15 protein-coding genes are annotated in these 17825 nt (G+C 38.9%); 12 read left to right on the forward strand and 3 right to left on the reverse strand.

Translation table 11 applies throughout. The features are described from left to right. Positions 1–1333: 1333 nt before the first annotated feature. Complete coding sequence (locus tag FN831_RS27305) at positions 1334–2212, reverse strand: sensor histidine kinase (protein ID WP_142531385.1); 879 nt, start codon at positions 2210–2212, stop codon at positions 1334–1336. A gap of 467 nt (positions 2213–2679) precedes the next feature. On the opposite strand from FN831_RS27305, the gene FN831_RS27310 reads away from it, so the two are divergent. Further along, positions 2680–3765: a GAF domain-containing protein gene (locus FN831_RS27310; RefSeq protein ID WP_142531386.1), complete on the forward strand. Its 1086-nt coding sequence runs from the start codon at positions 2680–2682 to the stop codon at positions 3763–3765. 97 nt (positions 3766–3862) lie between these two features. Here the strand turns inward: FN831_RS27310 and FN831_RS27315 are convergent, their stop codons facing one another. Beyond that, entirely contained in the window at positions 3863–5905 is a 2043-nt protein-coding gene (locus FN831_RS27315) for a PAS domain-containing sensor histidine kinase (RefSeq protein WP_142531387.1), read from the reverse strand. Between the two features lie 784 nt (positions 5906–6689). Then, positions 6690–6899 carry a response regulator gene (locus tag FN831_RS27320; RefSeq protein ID WP_142531388.1) on the reverse strand — a complete coding sequence of 70 codons (210 nt, stop codon included), beginning with the start codon at positions 6897–6899 and terminating at the stop codon, positions 6690–6692. A 373-nt stretch (positions 6900–7272) separates the two neighbouring features. Between FN831_RS27320 and FN831_RS27325 the strand changes: the two genes are divergently transcribed. From FN831_RS27325 to FN831_RS27375, 11 genes are all read left to right on the forward strand, one after another. After that, entirely contained in the window at positions 7273–8325 is a 1053-nt protein-coding gene (locus FN831_RS27325) for a PAS domain-containing protein (RefSeq protein ID WP_142531389.1), read from the forward strand. Between the two features lie 464 nt (positions 8326–8789). Beyond that, on the forward strand, positions 8790–9491 hold the full coding sequence (locus FN831_RS27330; RefSeq protein WP_142531390.1) for a sensor histidine kinase: 702 nt from the start codon (positions 8790–8792) through the stop codon (positions 9489–9491). Positions 9492–10410: 919 nt separating this feature from the next. After that, positions 10411–10866 (forward strand): DUF1569 domain-containing protein, encoded by a 456-nt coding sequence (locus tag FN831_RS27335; RefSeq protein ID WP_142531391.1) that lies wholly within the window; start codon positions 10411–10413, stop codon positions 10864–10866. A gap of 111 nt (positions 10867–10977) precedes the next feature. Further along, the gene (locus tag FN831_RS27340; protein WP_142531392.1) at positions 10978–11565 is read left to right on the forward strand and encodes a YdeI/OmpD-associated family protein; all 588 of its coding nucleotides are present in this window, start codon (positions 10978–10980) and stop codon (positions 11563–11565) included. 46 nt (positions 11566–11611) lie between these two features. Next, the gene (locus FN831_RS27345) at positions 11612–12556 is read left to right on the forward strand and encodes a helix-turn-helix transcriptional regulator (protein ID WP_142531393.1); all 945 of its coding nucleotides are present in this window, start codon (positions 11612–11614) and stop codon (positions 12554–12556) included. A 136-nt stretch (positions 12557–12692) separates the two neighbouring features. Continuing rightward, a complete protein-coding gene (locus FN831_RS27350; RefSeq protein ID WP_142531394.1) occupies positions 12693–13805 on the forward strand; it encodes a metallophosphoesterase in 1113 nt (370 codons plus the stop codon). Positions 13806–13843: 38 nt separating this feature from the next. Next, complete coding sequence (locus tag FN831_RS27355; protein WP_142531395.1) at positions 13844–14311, forward strand: GbsR/MarR family transcriptional regulator; 468 nt, start codon at positions 13844–13846, stop codon at positions 14309–14311. Between the two features lie 84 nt (positions 14312–14395). After that, positions 14396–15439, forward strand: a complete 1044-nt coding sequence (locus tag FN831_RS27360) for an aldo/keto reductase (RefSeq protein WP_142531396.1) — start codon at positions 14396–14398, stop codon at positions 15437–15439. 194 nt (positions 15440–15633) lie between these two features. Further along, positions 15634–16503, forward strand: coding sequence for an alpha/beta fold hydrolase (locus tag FN831_RS27365; RefSeq protein ID WP_142531397.1), 870 nt, complete (start codon positions 15634–15636; stop codon positions 16501–16503). Between the two features lie 108 nt (positions 16504–16611). After that, positions 16612–16989, forward strand: coding sequence for a YdeI/OmpD-associated family protein (locus FN831_RS27370; protein ID WP_142531398.1), 378 nt, complete (start codon positions 16612–16614; stop codon positions 16987–16989). A 37-nt stretch (positions 16990–17026) separates the two neighbouring features. Next, positions 17027–17668 (forward strand): class I SAM-dependent methyltransferase, encoded by a 642-nt coding sequence (locus tag FN831_RS27375; protein WP_142531399.1) that lies wholly within the window; start codon positions 17027–17029, stop codon positions 17666–17668. Positions 17669–17825: the final 157 nt, after the last annotated feature.

Below are 17825 nucleotides of genomic sequence, written 5' to 3' on the forward strand. Positions count from 1 at the left end.
AACGACTTAAAGCCTTCGGCGACTTCTTCCTAGGTGGAGGCTGATCGCCTCCACCTAGGAAGAAGTGGTGTTGACACAGTTCACTTTACACTCCCTAGATTTTCATTTCATTATATAAATCCTTTTCCTTTCAAATCATCAATAATAGGTTCTATAAGCCCTAAAAAGCGTTCTAAGTGTTCAAAGTATTCCCGCTCATGGGTACAAACCGGAATCGAACACATCGATTCCGGTTTTTTTATAACTATTGTGGGCTTAAAGATGCCTGCTGCTATGTTCAAAGTATTACCGCTGAACGCCATTTCATTTTGGCATCACTAGCGGGCTATCTTTGAACCAAATAGTTGGATGTTTAATATAAAACACTTAGCATATTACTGCTACTCCATATCACCTGAGAACTAATCCCGTTAACTGTAAAAGAGCCTTATAAATAATGTCTTTCAATTGCTTCGCCAATTTGTGAGACCAATAAAGGGTCTATATTATCGAATGTATTCCATATCACCTGAGAACTAATCCCGTTTATAGTCGGGAACAGATTGCCATGAATAATTCCTTCACTCGATATTTCGTAGAAAAATAGTTCATCCCCAGACCTAAAGTTTGTTACCCTAAGCTTTATATTAGTAGCCAGAACTATTTCAAATGTACCAAATTTTGTTAAATTCATCTTTTTAACATTTTAAGTGAATTACATTTCATGTATGTTACATAATGATTAGATTTAATCTGTAGTACATTAATTGGGCTTGAATTCGTTATTGATTGAGATAGCATGTGAGCAAGTACCATACCATTAGGTTATAAAAGTCTGTTAGCTCGTGTCTTTTGCTTATTTCATTCATATCCCTGTGTATACGACCGTTCTTAATCTTTTAGCACTCAATTCCATCATAAATGCCCATTCATAAATATAAAGAGATTCTGAGCAATCTCTAACTGTAATCAGCGCGGTTATTATTTATGATATGCTTCTAAGTTTTCACTCTCCATTATATTTAATTTGTTCTTTGCAAATCATATACAAAGATAGAGCATAGATATGTAGTAATTATATGAATTAAAACTTCCTAAGTATTGGGGCAGGTACAAGACCAGTTAACATAAACTAAAATTAGAGGATATAAGGAGCCAGATGAGAGCCGGACCTACTATTAAAAAGGGGGATTAAAGGGACAAGTTTCGAGCAGGTGTCTACCAATGTTATACGTTAAACTATCGACGATTAAGAATACGGTTGATGGGAATTAAAGCGAAGAATGATTTGTCATCTGCAAATGCCATTGGGGGGGCTTAGAGGGCAGGAAGGTCGCAGATGTTCCAAAATAGGCTATGCGCCTTTTGGCAATACGATGTAAAGTGTTGTTCCCACCCCTTCCTTACTCCTAAATCGTATACTACCACCATGCTGTTCGATACACTGCTTTGAAAAGTACAACCCGATTCCAGTAGAACTTTCTCCCGCGGTTCCAGCTCTTTGTGCCCTGGTAAATTTCTCAAAAACGTCATTTTGAATTTTTTCTGGTATGCCGACGCCTTGATCGGAAATTTTGAATATAAATTCATCATCTTCCACAAAAGTGACAATATTAATAGTGGAGTCAGAAAACGAATATTTGATGGCATTATGGATTACATTAGTTACCGCTCGTCTAAGTTTTACCCCATCAATCAATCGTTCGAAATGCAGCTGAGTAAAGGTGCAGTCCAGCTTAACATTCTTTACCACACACAATCCGCGCAGGGAATCCACACAATTCCTGAAGAAACTGCTCAAGTCTTCACAAGTTCTCTCGATAGGCTTCTCCGCTTTAAACTCAAGTTCCATGAGATCTTCTAGAATAGAAAGAGCTGTATCGATGGACGTTTTACAGATCTCAAAGAATAATGCTGACTCGCTTTGCTGGTCTGGAAAATTCATCAGTCCGAATAATCCTTTGATATTCCCAAGCGGATGGCGAACGTCATGAATTAGCCGCTGATAGTTTTCTTGGAGTCTGATTGTGGTCTGTTCACAATTTTCAATCAAAGACACCATGGTGACTATTCCCAGAAATTTATCCTTATTATACACTGGAAGCTGAGGTACGCATTGCTGTCCAAAAACTTTTAAAGCTTCACTGGTGTTCATGTTCCATTGAATTTTCGGAAGGTTGTCAAAGGCTTCATTGAAAGGTACGCTCGTGTCGACAAATTCTATTAAGTTCATATGATCAGATAATAAGCGTACTTTAACTATGATGCAATCTACCTATTAATTAGACGGTAAACAATTTGTTTTAGAATGTCTGTAAAAATTATTCAGCTATAATTATTGATAAAAAAGTCAATTCAATTTTCTACAAAGCACCGATCAATTCCGATATATGTTAAGAATAGATTCCAAGTACAGCTTTCAAAAATGATTGCTGATATTATCACCTATAAATTTTGAACGCAGTCGATCAACCCGGCGTATGTGCTAGTGAAAAGAAGTGACTGGATACCTGCGATTATAAAGTGCCATCACTTGTTGAAACTGCCAGGCAGGGATCATTAAGTACGTGTTGAATGGTAAGTGTATTGGTAATCAGCTTACAAGATTGCAATCAATTAGACACTTCCATGCAGAATGCATATAAAAGCTTAATTTTGTATATTTGATTTTAATACCCAGATTAAATAATTCATCTACTTATGTCCCAGAGAGAATTTGAAAGACAACAGGCTGTACATAGGTTTCTTGCACTAGAGTATAGTAAAGAAGTAGAAATTCAAGAACTCGTAAAGTTGGCAGCAAATATATGCGGCACCCCTACGGCTTTAATTACTTTTATTGACCATGATACCCAGTATATTAAATTTAAGCAGGCCTTCGATTTTGAAACAACACTTCGAAAACATTCCTTTTGCAATTATGTTGTCGAATCTGAAGATGTATTCATGGTGCCCGATGCGCTTTTGGACAATAGATTTATAAATAATCCACTAGTTATTGGAGACCCCAATATTCGATTTTATGCTGGCGCGCCAATAACTACCGCGGAAGGACATACCCTGGGAAGTTTATGTGTGATCGATAAATCACCAGGCATCCTAAGTGAAAATCAGCTGGAAATGCTGAAGGTACTGGCTAAACAAGTTATTCATTTAATGGATTTGGAAGTAAGTATTAAGGTGATTAAGGACCTATACAATGATTTGAAAAGATCGGAAATTCAACTACGGTCTTTTTTCGAAAGTTCGATAGATCATCATTTACTTTTAGGAAGGAATTTTGAAATACTAGCCTTCAATAAAAGTTGGGAAAGTCACGTTCTGGAAGCTTATGGCTTACAAATGGTAATAGGCAATGATATGACCCCTTATATTCGCCCTGACAATCTAAAGAACTTTTTTCGGGATTACAACGCGGCTTTAAATGGGAGGGTGGTAGTAGAGGAAAGAAATCTTCGATATAATGATCGTGATAACTGGCGACTGGTGAAATTTGAACCTGCTTATCATACAGATGAAAAGATTATCGGTGTTTCTATCGACGTTACAGATATCAATAAGAAAGTCCAACATGAAATGACTGTGAAAGCGCAGTATAAACAGCTGCATGATATTGCATTTATACAGTCTCATGAATTTCGCAAGCCGGTGGCTTCTATTTTGGGATTGATTACGCTCATTAATATGGATGGAAGGGTATGTGATATGGAAGAATGGGCTATGCTTGAAAAAGCAGTAAAAGAGTTAGATGATAAAATCCGGCTTATTGTGGGAGGGATAAGCTGAGCTTCATGTTCTTGAATTGCGTGTAGCCTCGTCGTGCATGAGTGTAGTTTTTAATCTGCATCTAGTTTGGAGGTATCAAACCTTTTATGTTATTTCTTCAGACACGTGGCAGGCTAAAATAAAATGTCGATCCTTCCTCCAATTTACTCTTCACCCAGATTCGTCCGTGATGCAATCGAACGATTTCTGCACAAAGATAAAGTCCGATACCAAATCCAGAAACCATATTTGTATGCTTGTTTTCTATTCTGTAGTAACGTTCAAATAGTCTCGCTATTTCATGGGCCTTAATACCTATGCCTTCATCCCTTATACTGAAGATTGTATCCTGTAATTTGATACTGCAGCCTATATGTATCTTTTTTCCGTGTCCTGAATATTTAACTGCATTGTTTAAAAGGTTTGATAATACCTGGGCGATCTTATCGCGGTCTGCATGAACTGTTCTCCACTGATCTACGTTAATCGAGATTTCAAATTCCGGAGCAAGCATCTTAATTTCTTCCGCCATTTCCTGCAGAAGTTCGGAAATATTAAAAGTCTGAAAATTTAAGGGGAGACTTCGGGCTTCTATTCGAGTCATATCTAAAAAGCTACCGATCATTTTGTGCATCTTATCAATTTGTGCCAATGAACGCGAAACAGCCTTTGTGAAAAATGGAATCTCTAATAATAACGCCTTGGATTCCATCAACTGAAGATACCCCTTGAGCGAGGTGAGGGGTGTTTTTAGTTCATGACTGGCAATAGCGATAAAGTCATTTTTACGAATCTCTTCTAACTTACCTCCAGTAATATCCAGTGCGGTCCCGGAAAAATGATCAGGTTTCCCATCTCGACCACTAAAACGTTTCCCGGTCGCTCGAATCCAGCGTTGTCTGCCCTCCAGATCTGGGCTTAAAGGATACTCAATTTCATATCTCCCGCTGTCTTTGATCGCCTGCTCAATCGCAGCCAGAACTGCTGACCGATACGACTCATCCATGCGTGCGACACACTGTTCCATGGACATTTCCCCGGCAGGGTCATAGCCAAACATTTCCTTCAACCTCCCGGAAGAGATCATTTGCCGGGTTTCCAGGTCAAGGTACCATGTTCCAAGTTCTGCCGATTCAAGGGCAAGGTTGAGTTGATCCTGTATTCCTTCCGCTTTTTGCCTGGCAATTACCCAGTCGGTTATCTCCGCAAGAATAATCATCAATCCTGTAACCTTGCCATTGGCGTCTTTTAGCGGGTGGAAAATAGCGTTAACATATGCTTTATGGGATCCTGCGGTAGTAGCGGAATGTGTGATTATTTCATTACTCGTATACGTTTCCCCCCTATCATATACCTCCTTTAAAGTAGCATAACTAAATTCATCGCTTAAATGCGGAAAGACAGTTTGATAAGAAATTCCAATAATATGATCTGCCTGGCAGCCCCAGATTTCCAGGATAGGTTGATTAGCGAGTTCTATGATGAGGGCTTCGCCAGTTAGAAAACACATCCCTACGGGGGCTTGTTCAAACAAACTCCGAAACCGACTTTCGCTGAACTGTAGTTTCCTCGTACGTTCTTCAATCCTGTCTTCCAGTTCACGGTTAATTTGTGAGAGACTCACCTGGGACTGCATCAAAGCCTTGTTTGTTTGGCCGAGTTCCTTATTAGTAGCGGCTAGTTCTTCATTTAAAAGTTGCTGCTCTTTTAACAATTCGGCTTCATTTTGCCTGCTCAAGATGAGTTTCTTTTTGTTATTTAGTTCCTCCGTAATATCATGTAACGTAAAAATAAGGTAAGTAATCTGCTGTGAACTGTCATTAGTAATTGGTGTACACTCCAGTTGTACCCATTTAGCATAACTATTGTCAAATTGATGTGATAATAGAATCTCTGGAAACTTAATATTCTCCCTAAGTTGTATACCTTCCCGAAGTAATCCTTCTATTAGATGCCGTAATTGTGCATCCACGATAGCCTTTTCGGAAACATCTCTAAACTCTTTTCCATAAAGCTGATTAATATGATCTCCAGCTATTTCCTGCCAGGCATGGTTTGTACAGACGATAGTGAATGAGGCCGACGAGGCTTTAATAATCAAACGTGGTTGGGGAAGCTGGTTAAAAATAGTTCTGAAAAGGGGATCTTCAAAGTGGTGCATCGGCTCAAATTAAATTACATCTTAATTAACGTCTGTGTCCGAATGAATTGTATGTATTCAAAATTTTCGAACTACATACATCATTCATCCTGGCAAAGTTAAAACAATTGTTAATACAGTAAGAACCTGACACCGACTTTAAGAAGTGGAGATTATCATCTTCAAATTGATCCAACCACTAAAATTATGGGGGTTAAATTTAATAGATATCCTATTAATGAGCAAGCCATTTGTAGTAGTAGCTAATGAAACCCAAAGCGATATGACCATGAAATAAATTCTGACCGGTCATTAGATCAGTTCTCTATCAACAATTCAGCAGAAGCACAACTGCAATGTATCAAGACGCGCTTGACATAGTGAGTTACGATAGGTAAAAAAAAATGATTTAGACCAGGTAGTTTGGAGATCATGTGCAGCCGGCGAATATGCTGATGCCCCTCACAAATCACATATGAACAATAAATACGATGAAGATGCAACTCAATGGTGAGCGATTATGTAATCGAAACATCAACTGTATGATCATTTGATGTCAGTTTATAAAGCCGACATCGAGCTGAACCATCTTGATTTTATATGGTAATTACTGTTTAACAGTAAATGGCTAGGTATTACTAACTGAGGTGTGTTTCGTAAGGATCATATTTACGGTTTCGCTTACATGCGCAATATCAAAGGGTTTGGAAATGAAGTATTCAGGCTCGCACCCTTTTTGCTGAAATGAATCCGGGAAATGACTGGTTGATATCATAATTACAGGAATATGGCGGGTTATTATATGTTATTTAAGTTCAGTACATAGGGTTCTGCCATCGGGTTCGCCAAGCATGATATCCAACAAAATAAGGTCAGGTTGAAAGCCGATAATTGAGCGCATGAATTCGTTTCCATCAGCTTTGCTTTTTGCGATGTGGCCATCATCTTCCATAATCATGCTTAAGATAGCTAATATATCTGGATTATCATCAACTATTAGGGTTTTAATAATCAAGTTTTTAAGTAATCAAGACTGTGTAGATCCTTTACAGCGTCAAAATCTTTTAGAAAATTTTGTTTGTTATAATTGGAAGCCTTAGTTAGCTAATAGATAGTGACATAAATTTCAATCAGATCCAGGGTAGAGATTTCCTAATCAAGGATCCTGGTCAATTGAGGTGAAGTATACCTGTCAAAAAAATAAGCGTTGTCTTTCATGCACTGACAAAGTTAATATCTAGGAAAGTTCTCGCTAGTAACAACATAATTTGATCTTGACCTTATAAGGGAGCGTCAATTTTATGATGCCTATGTCATTTTCAATACTCCTTGAAAACTGGCACGAAAAAGTTAGTTATGAATTTTAGGCCTAATAAATAAATTTTGTAATGCCGCAGGGTTTTGGAATAGATAAAATGTTGTCTTATTTTTGTAGCTACAATCTTCTTATGCCAAAGAAATCTTCTTCTTCAAACGCTACACAATCAAAAAAAGGTGAATATAGTTCACGTCTCTCAGACCGCGCTGATAAGGGTAAACACCAAACGTTCAGACAGGATGATGCTTTCTTTCGTCAGACCCTGGAGAGTTTGGAAGATTATGCAATCTTTACTATGGACCTGCATGGAATAATCAGTAGTTGGAATGGGGGAGCTGAAAATGTGCTGGGCTATTCTGAACAAGAAATAATCGGTCAGGATGTAAAGATCCTGTTTACCCCGGAAGATGTAAAAAAGAAAGTACATCTAAAAGAAATGTCTGGCTCAAAAAAGAATGGAAGTCATCTGGACGAACGGTATCATTTAAGAAAGGATGGAAGTCGTTTTTTTGTTAGTGGTAAGATGTTTGCCCTGCGGGATGCAGCTGGAAAATTGCGTGGATATACTAAGCTCATGCGGGATATCACTCATCGACATGTGCTGCAGGAAACTATTGACCAGGCGCGGGTGTATGCTCAAGGTATAATCAATACCGTCAGGGAGCCGATGTTAGTACTTAACGAAGACTTCACGGTCAATACAGCTAACCGGTCCTTTTATAAGACTTTTAAAGTAACGAAACCCTTGACAGAAAAAGTTAACTTGTACCAGCTGGGTAATGGACAATGGGATATACCGAAATTAAGGATGTTGTTGGCTGATATCTTGCCTTTGAATACTGTTGTACAGGATTTTGAAGTAGCACACACTTTTGAAAAAATAGGTGAAAGAAATATCTTAGTTAATGGAAGGAAATTATCCATGGTAGGGGCTCATTCCGCGATGATTCTTCTTTCTTTTGAGGATATTACACAGAGAAAGCAAGCCGATCAGTTTAAAAACGCATTTATTGGGGTAGCAAGCCATGAATTGCGCGGACCGGTGACCAGCATTAAAGGATATAGTCAGATATTGGCTGGGAGTTTCGGCAAAACTGACCCTATCATTCCGCAATTAAACTGACGTTCTATTCCGCTCCAAATTGACCCCTCTGTTCGGTGCAAACTGACCTCTTTTACCTTTCAAGGCACTTTTTTTATTCCTAAATCGTCCATTATTCTTTAAATTCTAGGCTGATTAATAGCCTCTAGGTGTTGATGTGTCCTGCCGACAGGGTGTTAGTCCATTTTGAATGTTGGATCGTTTATAGCGGCTTATTTGAAGTTGTCTTAAATAGAGTGACGGGGTGGTCATTCAGAACGTCCTGGGGTATTACAAAAAGGCGGGTGAAGGGAGAAATGGCCAGGTTTGAGTTGCTTTTGCTCAGTGCCGAATGGGGCCTGGTTGGAATTAATTATCTTTGATAAGACTTAGTGGGGCATTCGCTACCACGCTCGGCAGCCAAGTCAGGGGGTCAGTTTGCACCGGAACAGAGGGGTCACTTTTACTGAAATACGCACATACGCACAAAAAAACTCAATTTAAAGATGGAACAGTCAATAGCGATTAAAAATAAATTGTTTTCCATCATTAGTCATGATTTGCGAGGGCCTGCAGCAAGCCTTAAACAGGCTCATGAACTTATTGATGAGGGAGCCATTGCTATTGACGAGTTACCGTTATTTTTAAAGATGCTTAAGAAGCAGAGTACTATATTAAATGAGACCCTAGATTCTTTGCTGATGTGGTCAAGGGCACAACTTGATGAAATACAAATAAATCCTATACATTTTGATATTTTGGAAAGTATAAATAAAACTTTGGCTTTATTGGAAGGACAATTTGGTATTAAAGATCTCATCATTAAAAATAACATTTTTGTAGGTACTATTGCATATTTGGATAAAAATCAGTTTGAATTTATTATTCGCAATATGCTTTCAAATGCAATTAAATTTTCACACCAGGGCGGACAAATTGAACTCGACCTGCAGATACGTAAAAACTATTTTGACCTTCTAATTACAGATCACGGCATAGGGATATCCCCTGAAAGACAAAATCAATTTAGTTCTGGGAGTCTAGAAACGACATCTGGTACATTAGGTGAAAAGGGGACCGGTCTTGGCTTACGTATGGTGATGGATTTCATGAGCTCAATAGGAGGTAAAATTCAATTGACCAGTACATCTGACGAGACATGCTTTCGGCTAACCTTCCCAAATGTCGTAAATCCCAAAAGTGGATGATGCATATTTCAACATATTTTGCCCGTGTATTTGAATTAATCGTGACAGCTGAAGACTTTTGCATTTAGGACGTAGCTAATCTTTTGATACGGATCTCAATTCTACCGGATATCTCAGAGCCATTAACCATATTATTCCGAAATGAGGAACATTAATTTTCGCTAAAATTTGACCATCGTAATATGACCAAGCGTAGTGTCATACTTTATATCATATTAGAAAGATCAGAAATTGTTTTTTTGATAATGTCAAGTTTTCGGTTCAATTCAAGACCGGTTAAGGTAATTTTAATAGAAAAATAGTCTATAAGTCCAGAGAATTTTATGTCATTTTATAAAACCCTTTCCTTTGAGATCATCAATGATAGGCTCTATAAGCCCTAAAAAGCGTTCTAAGTGTTCAAAGTATTCCCGCTCATAGGTACAACCCCTCTCTAAAGTATTTAGAGAGGGGTTTTTGGTTTTTGCCAGTTTTGTAAGGTGCTTATTTGGTTTGGAACGCCATTTTGGTTCGACCTCCAACTGGGGAGACCCAGACGTATAAAGGTCGAACCATTAGACTTCAAGGATCTTTCTTCTATTACACTATTGATGAATACTTATTTGCCGGTATATAACAATATTAAAAACTAAACGGTCATGTTTTTTGCACTCATAATTATTTAAAATTGCGAAAGTTCCTATTAGAAAACAACCGTTTTTTGATGTTAAATGAGATGAGTATTTGATAACCACAATTACGGTATTACATAAAAATTTATTTCAGATCCACTATTTAATACTTAACATCAATAGGCTAAAATTATTTACATACTAAAAACGTACCAATAGCTAAAAGTATCCGGTTCATTTTTTTTAAATATTTCTAGTTGCATTGACAAACTGTTGTCACAGGATGAATCTATCTTTGAAAAAAAAAGATGATGAATAATTTATTTGACAGCACAGATACAGCAAAAATCATTGAAAGACTTCATAAATTAACTCCTGAAAGCCAAAGGCTATGGGGGAAGATGGAAGTCGGCCAGATGGTGGCTCATTGTAATGCATCTCTTGAGACGGCTATGGGGTTAACCGCTCCGAAAATGTTACCGTTTTATTTGCGGGCTATAGGCTTTTTCCTTAAAAAAGGTATAGTTAGCAGCGATCCTATGCCTAAGAATATGGGTACCGATAAAAGCTATATGATGGAAGATGATCGCAACTTGGAAGTAGAAGTAGCCAAAGTTTTAAAACATATAATCGCTTTTTCAGAGGGTGGGCCTGCTAAATGTACACAACGACCTCAAATATTTTTCGGATCATTGACACCGATGGAATGGGCCACGATGCAGTGGAAACATTTTGACCATCATTTGAGACAATTTGGAGTTTAAATAGTATAGTATCAGTGTATAATTCAATACTATACCAAGTTTTTATTTAAAAGTAATCACCGATTGTCACTACCTAAACTTGGTGACAAGCCCTTAAGATATAAATACCTTGTGGAAAAACTAGTGGAGGAAGATTTAATTGCCCCTGGAAACAGACACGAATGGCGTAAATGGTTAGAAGAAAACCATACCAAAGTAAACTCTGTCTGGCTAGTGTATTATACGCTCCAGTCAGCAATGCCCACGATAACAATAAGTGAGGCTGTAGATGAAGCAATCCGTTATGGTTGGGTAAACGGGACTGCAAGACCCATCGATGAAAATAAGTTCAAGCAATATTTTTGTAAGCGGAGACCTATGAGCACATGGTCGAAGATTAACAAAGAAAAAGTAGAACGGTTAACCTCCTCAGGGCAAATGACTCCGGCGGGAATCAGGTGTATCGAGCTTGCAAAGTCTAATGGAAGTTGGTCTATCTTAGATGATGTTGAGGCACTGACGATTCCCCCGGATTTAAAATCTGCTTTTGAAAATGAACAAGTCGGCTGGCAATTCTTTTCCAAGTTAAGCATATCGGTAACTAAGGCTATACTACAATGGCTTGTATTTGCCAAGAGGGAAGAAACCAGGAAAAAACGTATTGAAGAAGTCATTCGCTTTTCCAAAGATGGAGTTGTCCCCAAGCAATTTCGACCTTGACTATGAATAATTTGTTCAAATTCAGTTATTTTTGCTGCCATCTAATATGGAAATCACAAAACGGTTCGACCGAATATTAAGGATTTTTTTTATTCTTCAATCAAGGGTTGTAATAACTATTGAAGAGTTGGAGACACTTTTCTCAATTAGTCGCAGAACGATCTATCGTGACCTTAAAGCACTTGAAGGGGCAGGGGTTCCGATAGCATATGAGGCGACCCGTGGGTATTCCATTATAGATGGCTACCGAATCCAGCCTTCGCGGTTCACGCAGGAAGAAGTATTAAGTCTGATGATTGCTGAGAAAATCATGCAACAACATGAAACGCAATTCATAAAGCAGCATTTTGAGGCTGCATTAATGAAAGTTAAGGCTTCTTTTCAGCTCCATCAAAAAGATGATCTTCTGAACTGGCAGGATAAATTAGAAGTATCTGGCGGGTTGAACGCTGATGAGTACCTGCCTGATGTAATTAATCTACTTCTCGAAAGTATAGTTAAAAAGAAAATCCCAAATCTGTCTTATGTTAAGAGTGGTGATCTAAGCGCTGTCACGAGACAAATTGAGCCAGTAGGTTTATTTTATGAAAGCAGTTTCTGGTATCTTGTTGCTTTCTGTCATTTACGGCAAGACTACCGTAATTTTAGGCTCGACCGTGTCAAAAAAGTTTTTATAACCGAACAAGACTTCACCAGAGAACACTTACCGGTAGATAAACTTAGAAACGATAGTATGCCTTCGTCCATAACGAAGATCACGGTAAGGGCCGACCAAAAATTCGCACATTATCTTTTTTGGGAAAGACAAAACTATGGCTATAAAACTGAAGTCATAACCGAATTAGGCTCGACTATGTATTTTGAGTATGGAGGTCACCCTACTGCTTTCGCACGCTGGTTTATGAAGTTTGCAGATGTTGCAAAAATTATCGAACCTGTCTTTTTAAAAGATGAACTTAGAGGTTACCTGCTTGCAGGGTTAAGAGATTAACAGAACCATTCAAGAATTTTATCGCAATTAAAACCTATCAGTTATGCTGACTATCTTCATAGTAGGTTCTCCTTGTTCAGAACTATTAATTACATTTGGGACGTCGTTCAAACTTAATTAAATAAGGAACCGTCTAATGAACAAATTCGTATTAATTGCTGCGCTGATTTTGCTTGCGCTTTTTGTCTTCTTAAGATTCCGCTTGACAGGGATCGGTTACTATGCCTGGATCATTTCCGGGGTAATGACAGCGCTACTACTGCTATACCCGTTAGTTTGGTATGATGTGCTTCCGGATACTTTGAATAAAATTACGAGGGCTATTACCCATTTTGATATGGGATTGTTGAGCCTGATGATAAGCTTTATCACTGTTCGCGACATCATATTTGTACCTGTGTCATTAGCTAAGCCGGGCTTAGTTGATCAGGTATTTTCCGGCACAGCCACTGGCTGTTTGTTTGGAGTTTCTCTTTTGCTGTTAATCTTCGGATACACCCATGCTGCAGCCGGCCCTGAAGTTAACTATGTAGATATAAATATAATGGATTTAGCACCCTCATTGGAAGGCTATACCATATTGCAGATCAGCGACCTTCATGCAGGTCCCGCGATAGATCGCAGTTATGTAGAGAATGTACTCAAAAAAGTCGGGGATATTAAGGTAGATGTTATCGCTCTGACAGGGGACATTGCGGACGGGAATTTTTCAAAATACCATGATCGTGTGGCGCCTATTGCAGAACTGTATGCAAAAGCACCTGTACTATATATCCCAGGCAATCATGAATATCTGCATGATGGTAGTCAATGGCGTCACTATTTTGAGCAAATGGGCTTTCAGTCCTTGTTCAATTCACATACCATTATTAATCGTAATGGAGGTTCTATACTTTTTGCTGGAATAATAGATCCCGAAGTTAAAGAAATTGACCCGACACAAAAGCCAGATATCCTGCTTGCAATGGAAAACGCGCAACCTGCTGACTTAAAGATCCTACTGTCTCACCGCCCGGATATTGCGAAGGAGGCAGCTCCAATCTTTAATCTGCAACTCTCAGGACATACACATGCCGGACAGTTTCTTCCCTGGAGCCTGCTTATGAAGTTCCTTCTGCCGTTTGCATCCGGATTAAACAAGTGTGGTAACATGTGGATTTATACAAATCCCGGCACTGGTTTTTGGGGGCCGCCGATCCGGCTTGGTACAACATCTGAGATAACGGTACTGAGACTGGTAAAAGGTTAATTCCTAGAAGATGATTTTATTATTATTAGTTTTGAAGCATGGGTAATAAGGAGAAAATGCTACAAATGGTAGAAAAAATGGGCGTACGAGCCGAAAAAGATGGTTATCCACCTGCTGCCGCAAGGATCTTGTCTTTGCTGCTGATCTCGGATCCCCCTCACCAAACCTTTGAGGAATTACAGCAAATCCTTAATATGAGCAAAAGTGCTGTCAGTAATGGTCTTGCTCTATTACAATCAAGGTGCCTGGTAGAATATTTCACTGTAAACGGTAACCGGAAGCGTTATTTTCGTATTCAACGGACTGCCTGGTATGAATTTATGAAGACCATAGTACGTACGCAGCGCCCCTTTACCATTCAGATAATTCCTGAAGCTTTGGCTTTCCGTTCTGATGAGTATCCTGAAACGAATCAACTGCTAATTCAGGCAAAAGAGTTTACAGATTACATGTTTGGCAAGATGGAAGAAGCCCTGAGCGAATGGGAAAAATCACAGATAAAATAATATTTCTTTAATTTGGTTCTTTTAGTTAAGAACCAAATAGTATTTTTGTTGTTGTTCCTTAAAAAGAAATAAACAACAGAATTCATGAAGTATAAAGTATTAGGTAAAACAGGTCTATTTGTATCAGAAATGTGCTTGGGCACGATGACCTTTGGTCAATCGGCTGGAAGGTATGCTGCTGCCTCTGGTGTAACACAGGAAATGGCTGATGCCATCATCCGCCTCGGCTTTGATGCCGGCATTAATTTTATTGACACGGCAAATGTCTATGCAGGTGGACAATCGGAGGAGATCGTAGGCAAGTCCATAAAGAACCTGGGCCTTGCCCGTAAGGATTTAGTGATCTCAACAAAGATGGGACATGCCACAGGCGATGGCCCAAATGACGGTGGCAGTTCCCGCTACAATATCATGAATCAGGTAAAAGAGAGTTTGAAGCGTTTGGGTACCGATCATATCGATCTTTACCAATTGCACGGATGGGATGCAGCCACACCTTTAGATGAAACGATAAGGGCACTTGATGATCTGATTACTCAAGGACTTGTCCGCTATGTTGGTGTGTCCAACTGGTTTGCCTGGCAGATCCAAAAGGCGCTAGGGAAGGCAGAGCAGCTTAACACGGTTCAGTTTGAGTCAGTTCAGGCTTACTATTCACTGGCGGGACGTGATCTTGAACGCGAAATACTTCCAATGCTTGAAAGTGAAAAATTGGGTCTAATGGTTTTTAGCCCCCTTGCCGGAGGGTACCTTTCAGGTAAGTACCGTAATGGAGACAGTAGCGGCAGGCGTGCTACTATCCAGTTCCCACCTGTTGATGAAGTTAAAGGTGAACCAGTACTGGCAGCGCTGGAAGATATCGCTGCTGAACACAATACGAGTATGGCTTCTATTGCGCTAGCCTGGCTATTGCAAAAGCGTTCAGTAACAACTGTTATAATAGGGGTTAAGCATAAAGAGCAACTGGAAGACAATTTGAAAGCGGCCAATGTCAATCTATCGGAAAGCGAAATTAAAAAGTTGAATGAAGCAAGCCAGCTTCCGCCTGAATACCCGGGCTGGATGATGGGTAGCAGCGCTCCTCGTGAACATTTATTATCTACGGGTGAATTGACCAAACAATATTAACTGTAAACAGGACTGGACGGATTGTCTTGTCTTGGAATTACTTGTCGTTTTTAATTGATACTACTAGAAATGCTTGCTATGCTTAAAGAACATTACGAACAAAATCATTAATATTTTCATACCCTTGACATAGCGCTGTCACTAATCGACTTGATTTTTGCTTATGAAACTGGGAGCGGTTTTAAAACTAATTTATGAACAAGAAAGAAATAAACCCCAATTGGCTTGACAGGAATCATTTTCCATTTGAAAGCAAAACACAAACTATAGACGGTAATACAGTTCACTATATTGACCAAGGCAGCGGACCTACGCTTTTATTACTGCATGGTAATACATCATGGTCATTTCTATACAGGCACATCATTCAACTACTATCTTCAAATTTCCGTTGTATTGCGTTGGATTACCCTGGGTTTGGACTCAGCACGGCCAATGATAGCTACAGTTTTAAGCCACAGGAGCATTCAGCAATTGTTGAACAGTTTGCTGATCAACTCGGGCTTAAGGATATAAGCATCATGGTGCAGGATTGGGGTGGTCCAATTGGGCTTGGTTTTGCGGGCAGAAGGCCCGAGTTGATTCGGGCGGTCATTATCGGTAATACCTTTGCCTGGCCAGCGCAACGCTCAAAAGGCATGTCTATGTTCTCTAAAATATTTGGCAGTAGTATTGCAAAATTTTTGATAAAAAGATACAATATCCTCGTTAAGTGGCTTATTCCCGCGGGCATCAGCAGAAAACTTTCAGAGGCTGAGCTTGCTGCGTATTTCGGTCCATTTCCAACGCCTGAATCCAGGTTGCCTACATGGGTTTTGCCGAAAGAAATCCTGGGTAGTGAAAATTATCTGACCGAGGTTGAAAGTAACTTAAAAAATTTAAAGGATAAACCGGCACTAATGGTTTGGGGCTTGGCCGATGGGGCCTTTGGAACTGCTGAATTAATTTCCTTTCTAGAGTATTTCTATGATAATCGTGTATGTATACTTCCTAAAGCAAAACACTTTATTCAGGAGGATTCACCAATTGAAATTTGCGGTGCGATAAAGAAAATGCTACTTTAAGGTTATAATGAATAAGCCCGAATCGAACATTTAAAAAACAATATTGTTCTTGGTGGTCCTTGATTTTATTATTTTAATTCCGTCGAGGCAGAAAAGCTGTTAATAAAAATGAGAGAAAATAATGTAAACATGGAGCGAGGCAGCACATTTGAATCAGCACCAGAGTTTGACACCTGGTTATCAGAAAACTACAATAAGTCTAAAGGTATCTGGGTTTGTTTTTATAAAAAATCTTCCGGGATAGTTTCAATAACCGAAGCTGATTTGATCGATACCGTCCTTTGTTATGGATGGATAACAGGCCCTGCTAAAAAAGGAAGTGATCTGTATGTTTTATGGTGGGTTTGTCCAAGAAAAGACAATAGCTCATGGTCTAAAACAAATATAAAACACGCTGAAAGATTAATTAAAGAAAAAAGAGTAAAGCCTTCAGGAATGGCAGAAATACTAAAGGCTAAGGTTAACGGACAATGGATGCAGGGGTAGGTGATTTTTCCAATACTAAATTATTAAAATTGTAAACATGAATCAAGATTTAATCCTATACTACAAGGAAAGGGCGAAGGAATACGAAAAGATTTATGCTAAACCAGAGCGCCAAAGCGATTTGATCTCATCTATAGACATCTTGCGAAATTTATTTTGTGAGAAAGATATACTTGAAATAGCTTGTGGAACAGGATTCTGGACAGAGAAAATCGCAAGAACGGCAAAATCAATACATGCAACTGATGTTAATGAAGCTGTTATTGAAATTGCACGACAAAAAAACCTCGGCAATAAGGTTAGATTTGAAGTTGCAGACCTTTACAACCTAGACACTAAACAGAGATATGAAGGTCTTTTCGGCGGATTTATCTGGAGTCATATTTTACTTCAAGATCTCAATAGCTTTGTTGAAATTATCAATCAAACTATGGTTAAGAACGGATTTATGGTGTTTATGGATAACAAATTTGTAGAAGGTAGTAGTATTCCAATTGCAAGCACTGACCAGTTCGGAAACACATACCAGCTTAGGAAACTTGAAAACGGCACATCTCACTCGGTTCTAAAGAATTTTCCTACACAAGACTTAATCTTTGAAAAACTTTCCGTTATAGCCTTTGATATCAATTTCATCAATTTGGAATACTATTGGATTGTGAGTTGCAAGATAAAATAATCCAATACAAAGAGCACCATCTCTATATATTGCTGGATTTCTTTCATGGTTCTGCGATACTAGGGAGTGTAAAGCGAACTGTGTCAACACCACTTCTTCCTAGGTGGAGGCGGTCAGCCTCCACCTAGGAAGAAGTCGCCGAAGGCTTTAAGTCGTT

Source organism: Pedobacter westerhofensis (genome assembly GCF_900182595.1).
In the GTDB taxonomy this organism is placed as follows: domain Bacteria; phylum Bacteroidota; class Bacteroidia; order Sphingobacteriales; family Sphingobacteriaceae; genus Pedobacter; species Pedobacter westerhofensis.

What these genes read in the sequence shown, in the direction of transcription:
- FN831_RS27305 (WP_142531385.1), bottom strand. Translation starts at nt 2,212, where the DNA reads ATGAACTTAATAGAATTTGTCGACACGAGCGTACCTTTCAATGAAGCC.
- FN831_RS27310 (WP_142531386.1), top strand. Translation starts at nt 2,680, where the DNA reads ATGTCCCAGAGAGAATTTGAAAGACAACAGGCTGTACATAGGTTTCTT.
- FN831_RS27315 (WP_142531387.1), bottom strand. Translation starts at nt 5,905, where the DNA reads ATGCACCACTTTGAAGATCCCCTTTTCAGAACTATTTTTAACCAGCTT.
- FN831_RS27325 (WP_142531389.1), top strand. Translation starts at nt 7,273, where the DNA reads ATGCCGCAGGGTTTTGGAATAGATAAAATGTTGTCTTATTTTTGTAGC.
- FN831_RS27330 (WP_142531390.1), top strand. Translation starts at nt 8,790, where the DNA reads ATGGAACAGTCAATAGCGATTAAAAATAAATTGTTTTCCATCATTAGT.
- FN831_RS27335 (WP_142531391.1), top strand. Translation starts at nt 10,411, where the DNA reads ATGATGAATAATTTATTTGACAGCACAGATACAGCAAAAATCATTGAA.
- FN831_RS27345 (WP_142531393.1), top strand. Translation starts at nt 11,612, where the DNA reads ATGGAAATCACAAAACGGTTCGACCGAATATTAAGGATTTTTTTTATT.
- FN831_RS27350 (WP_142531394.1), top strand. Translation starts at nt 12,693, where the DNA reads ATGAACAAATTCGTATTAATTGCTGCGCTGATTTTGCTTGCGCTTTTT.
- FN831_RS27355 (WP_142531395.1), top strand. Translation starts at nt 13,844, where the DNA reads ATGGGTAATAAGGAGAAAATGCTACAAATGGTAGAAAAAATGGGCGTA.
- FN831_RS27360 (WP_142531396.1), top strand. Translation starts at nt 14,396, where the DNA reads ATGAAGTATAAAGTATTAGGTAAAACAGGTCTATTTGTATCAGAAATG.
- FN831_RS27365 (WP_142531397.1), top strand. Translation starts at nt 15,634, where the DNA reads ATGAACAAGAAAGAAATAAACCCCAATTGGCTTGACAGGAATCATTTT.
- FN831_RS27370 (WP_142531398.1), top strand. Translation starts at nt 16,612, where the DNA reads ATGAGAGAAAATAATGTAAACATGGAGCGAGGCAGCACATTTGAATCA.
- FN831_RS27375 (WP_142531399.1), top strand. Translation starts at nt 17,027, where the DNA reads ATGAATCAAGATTTAATCCTATACTACAAGGAAAGGGCGAAGGAATAC.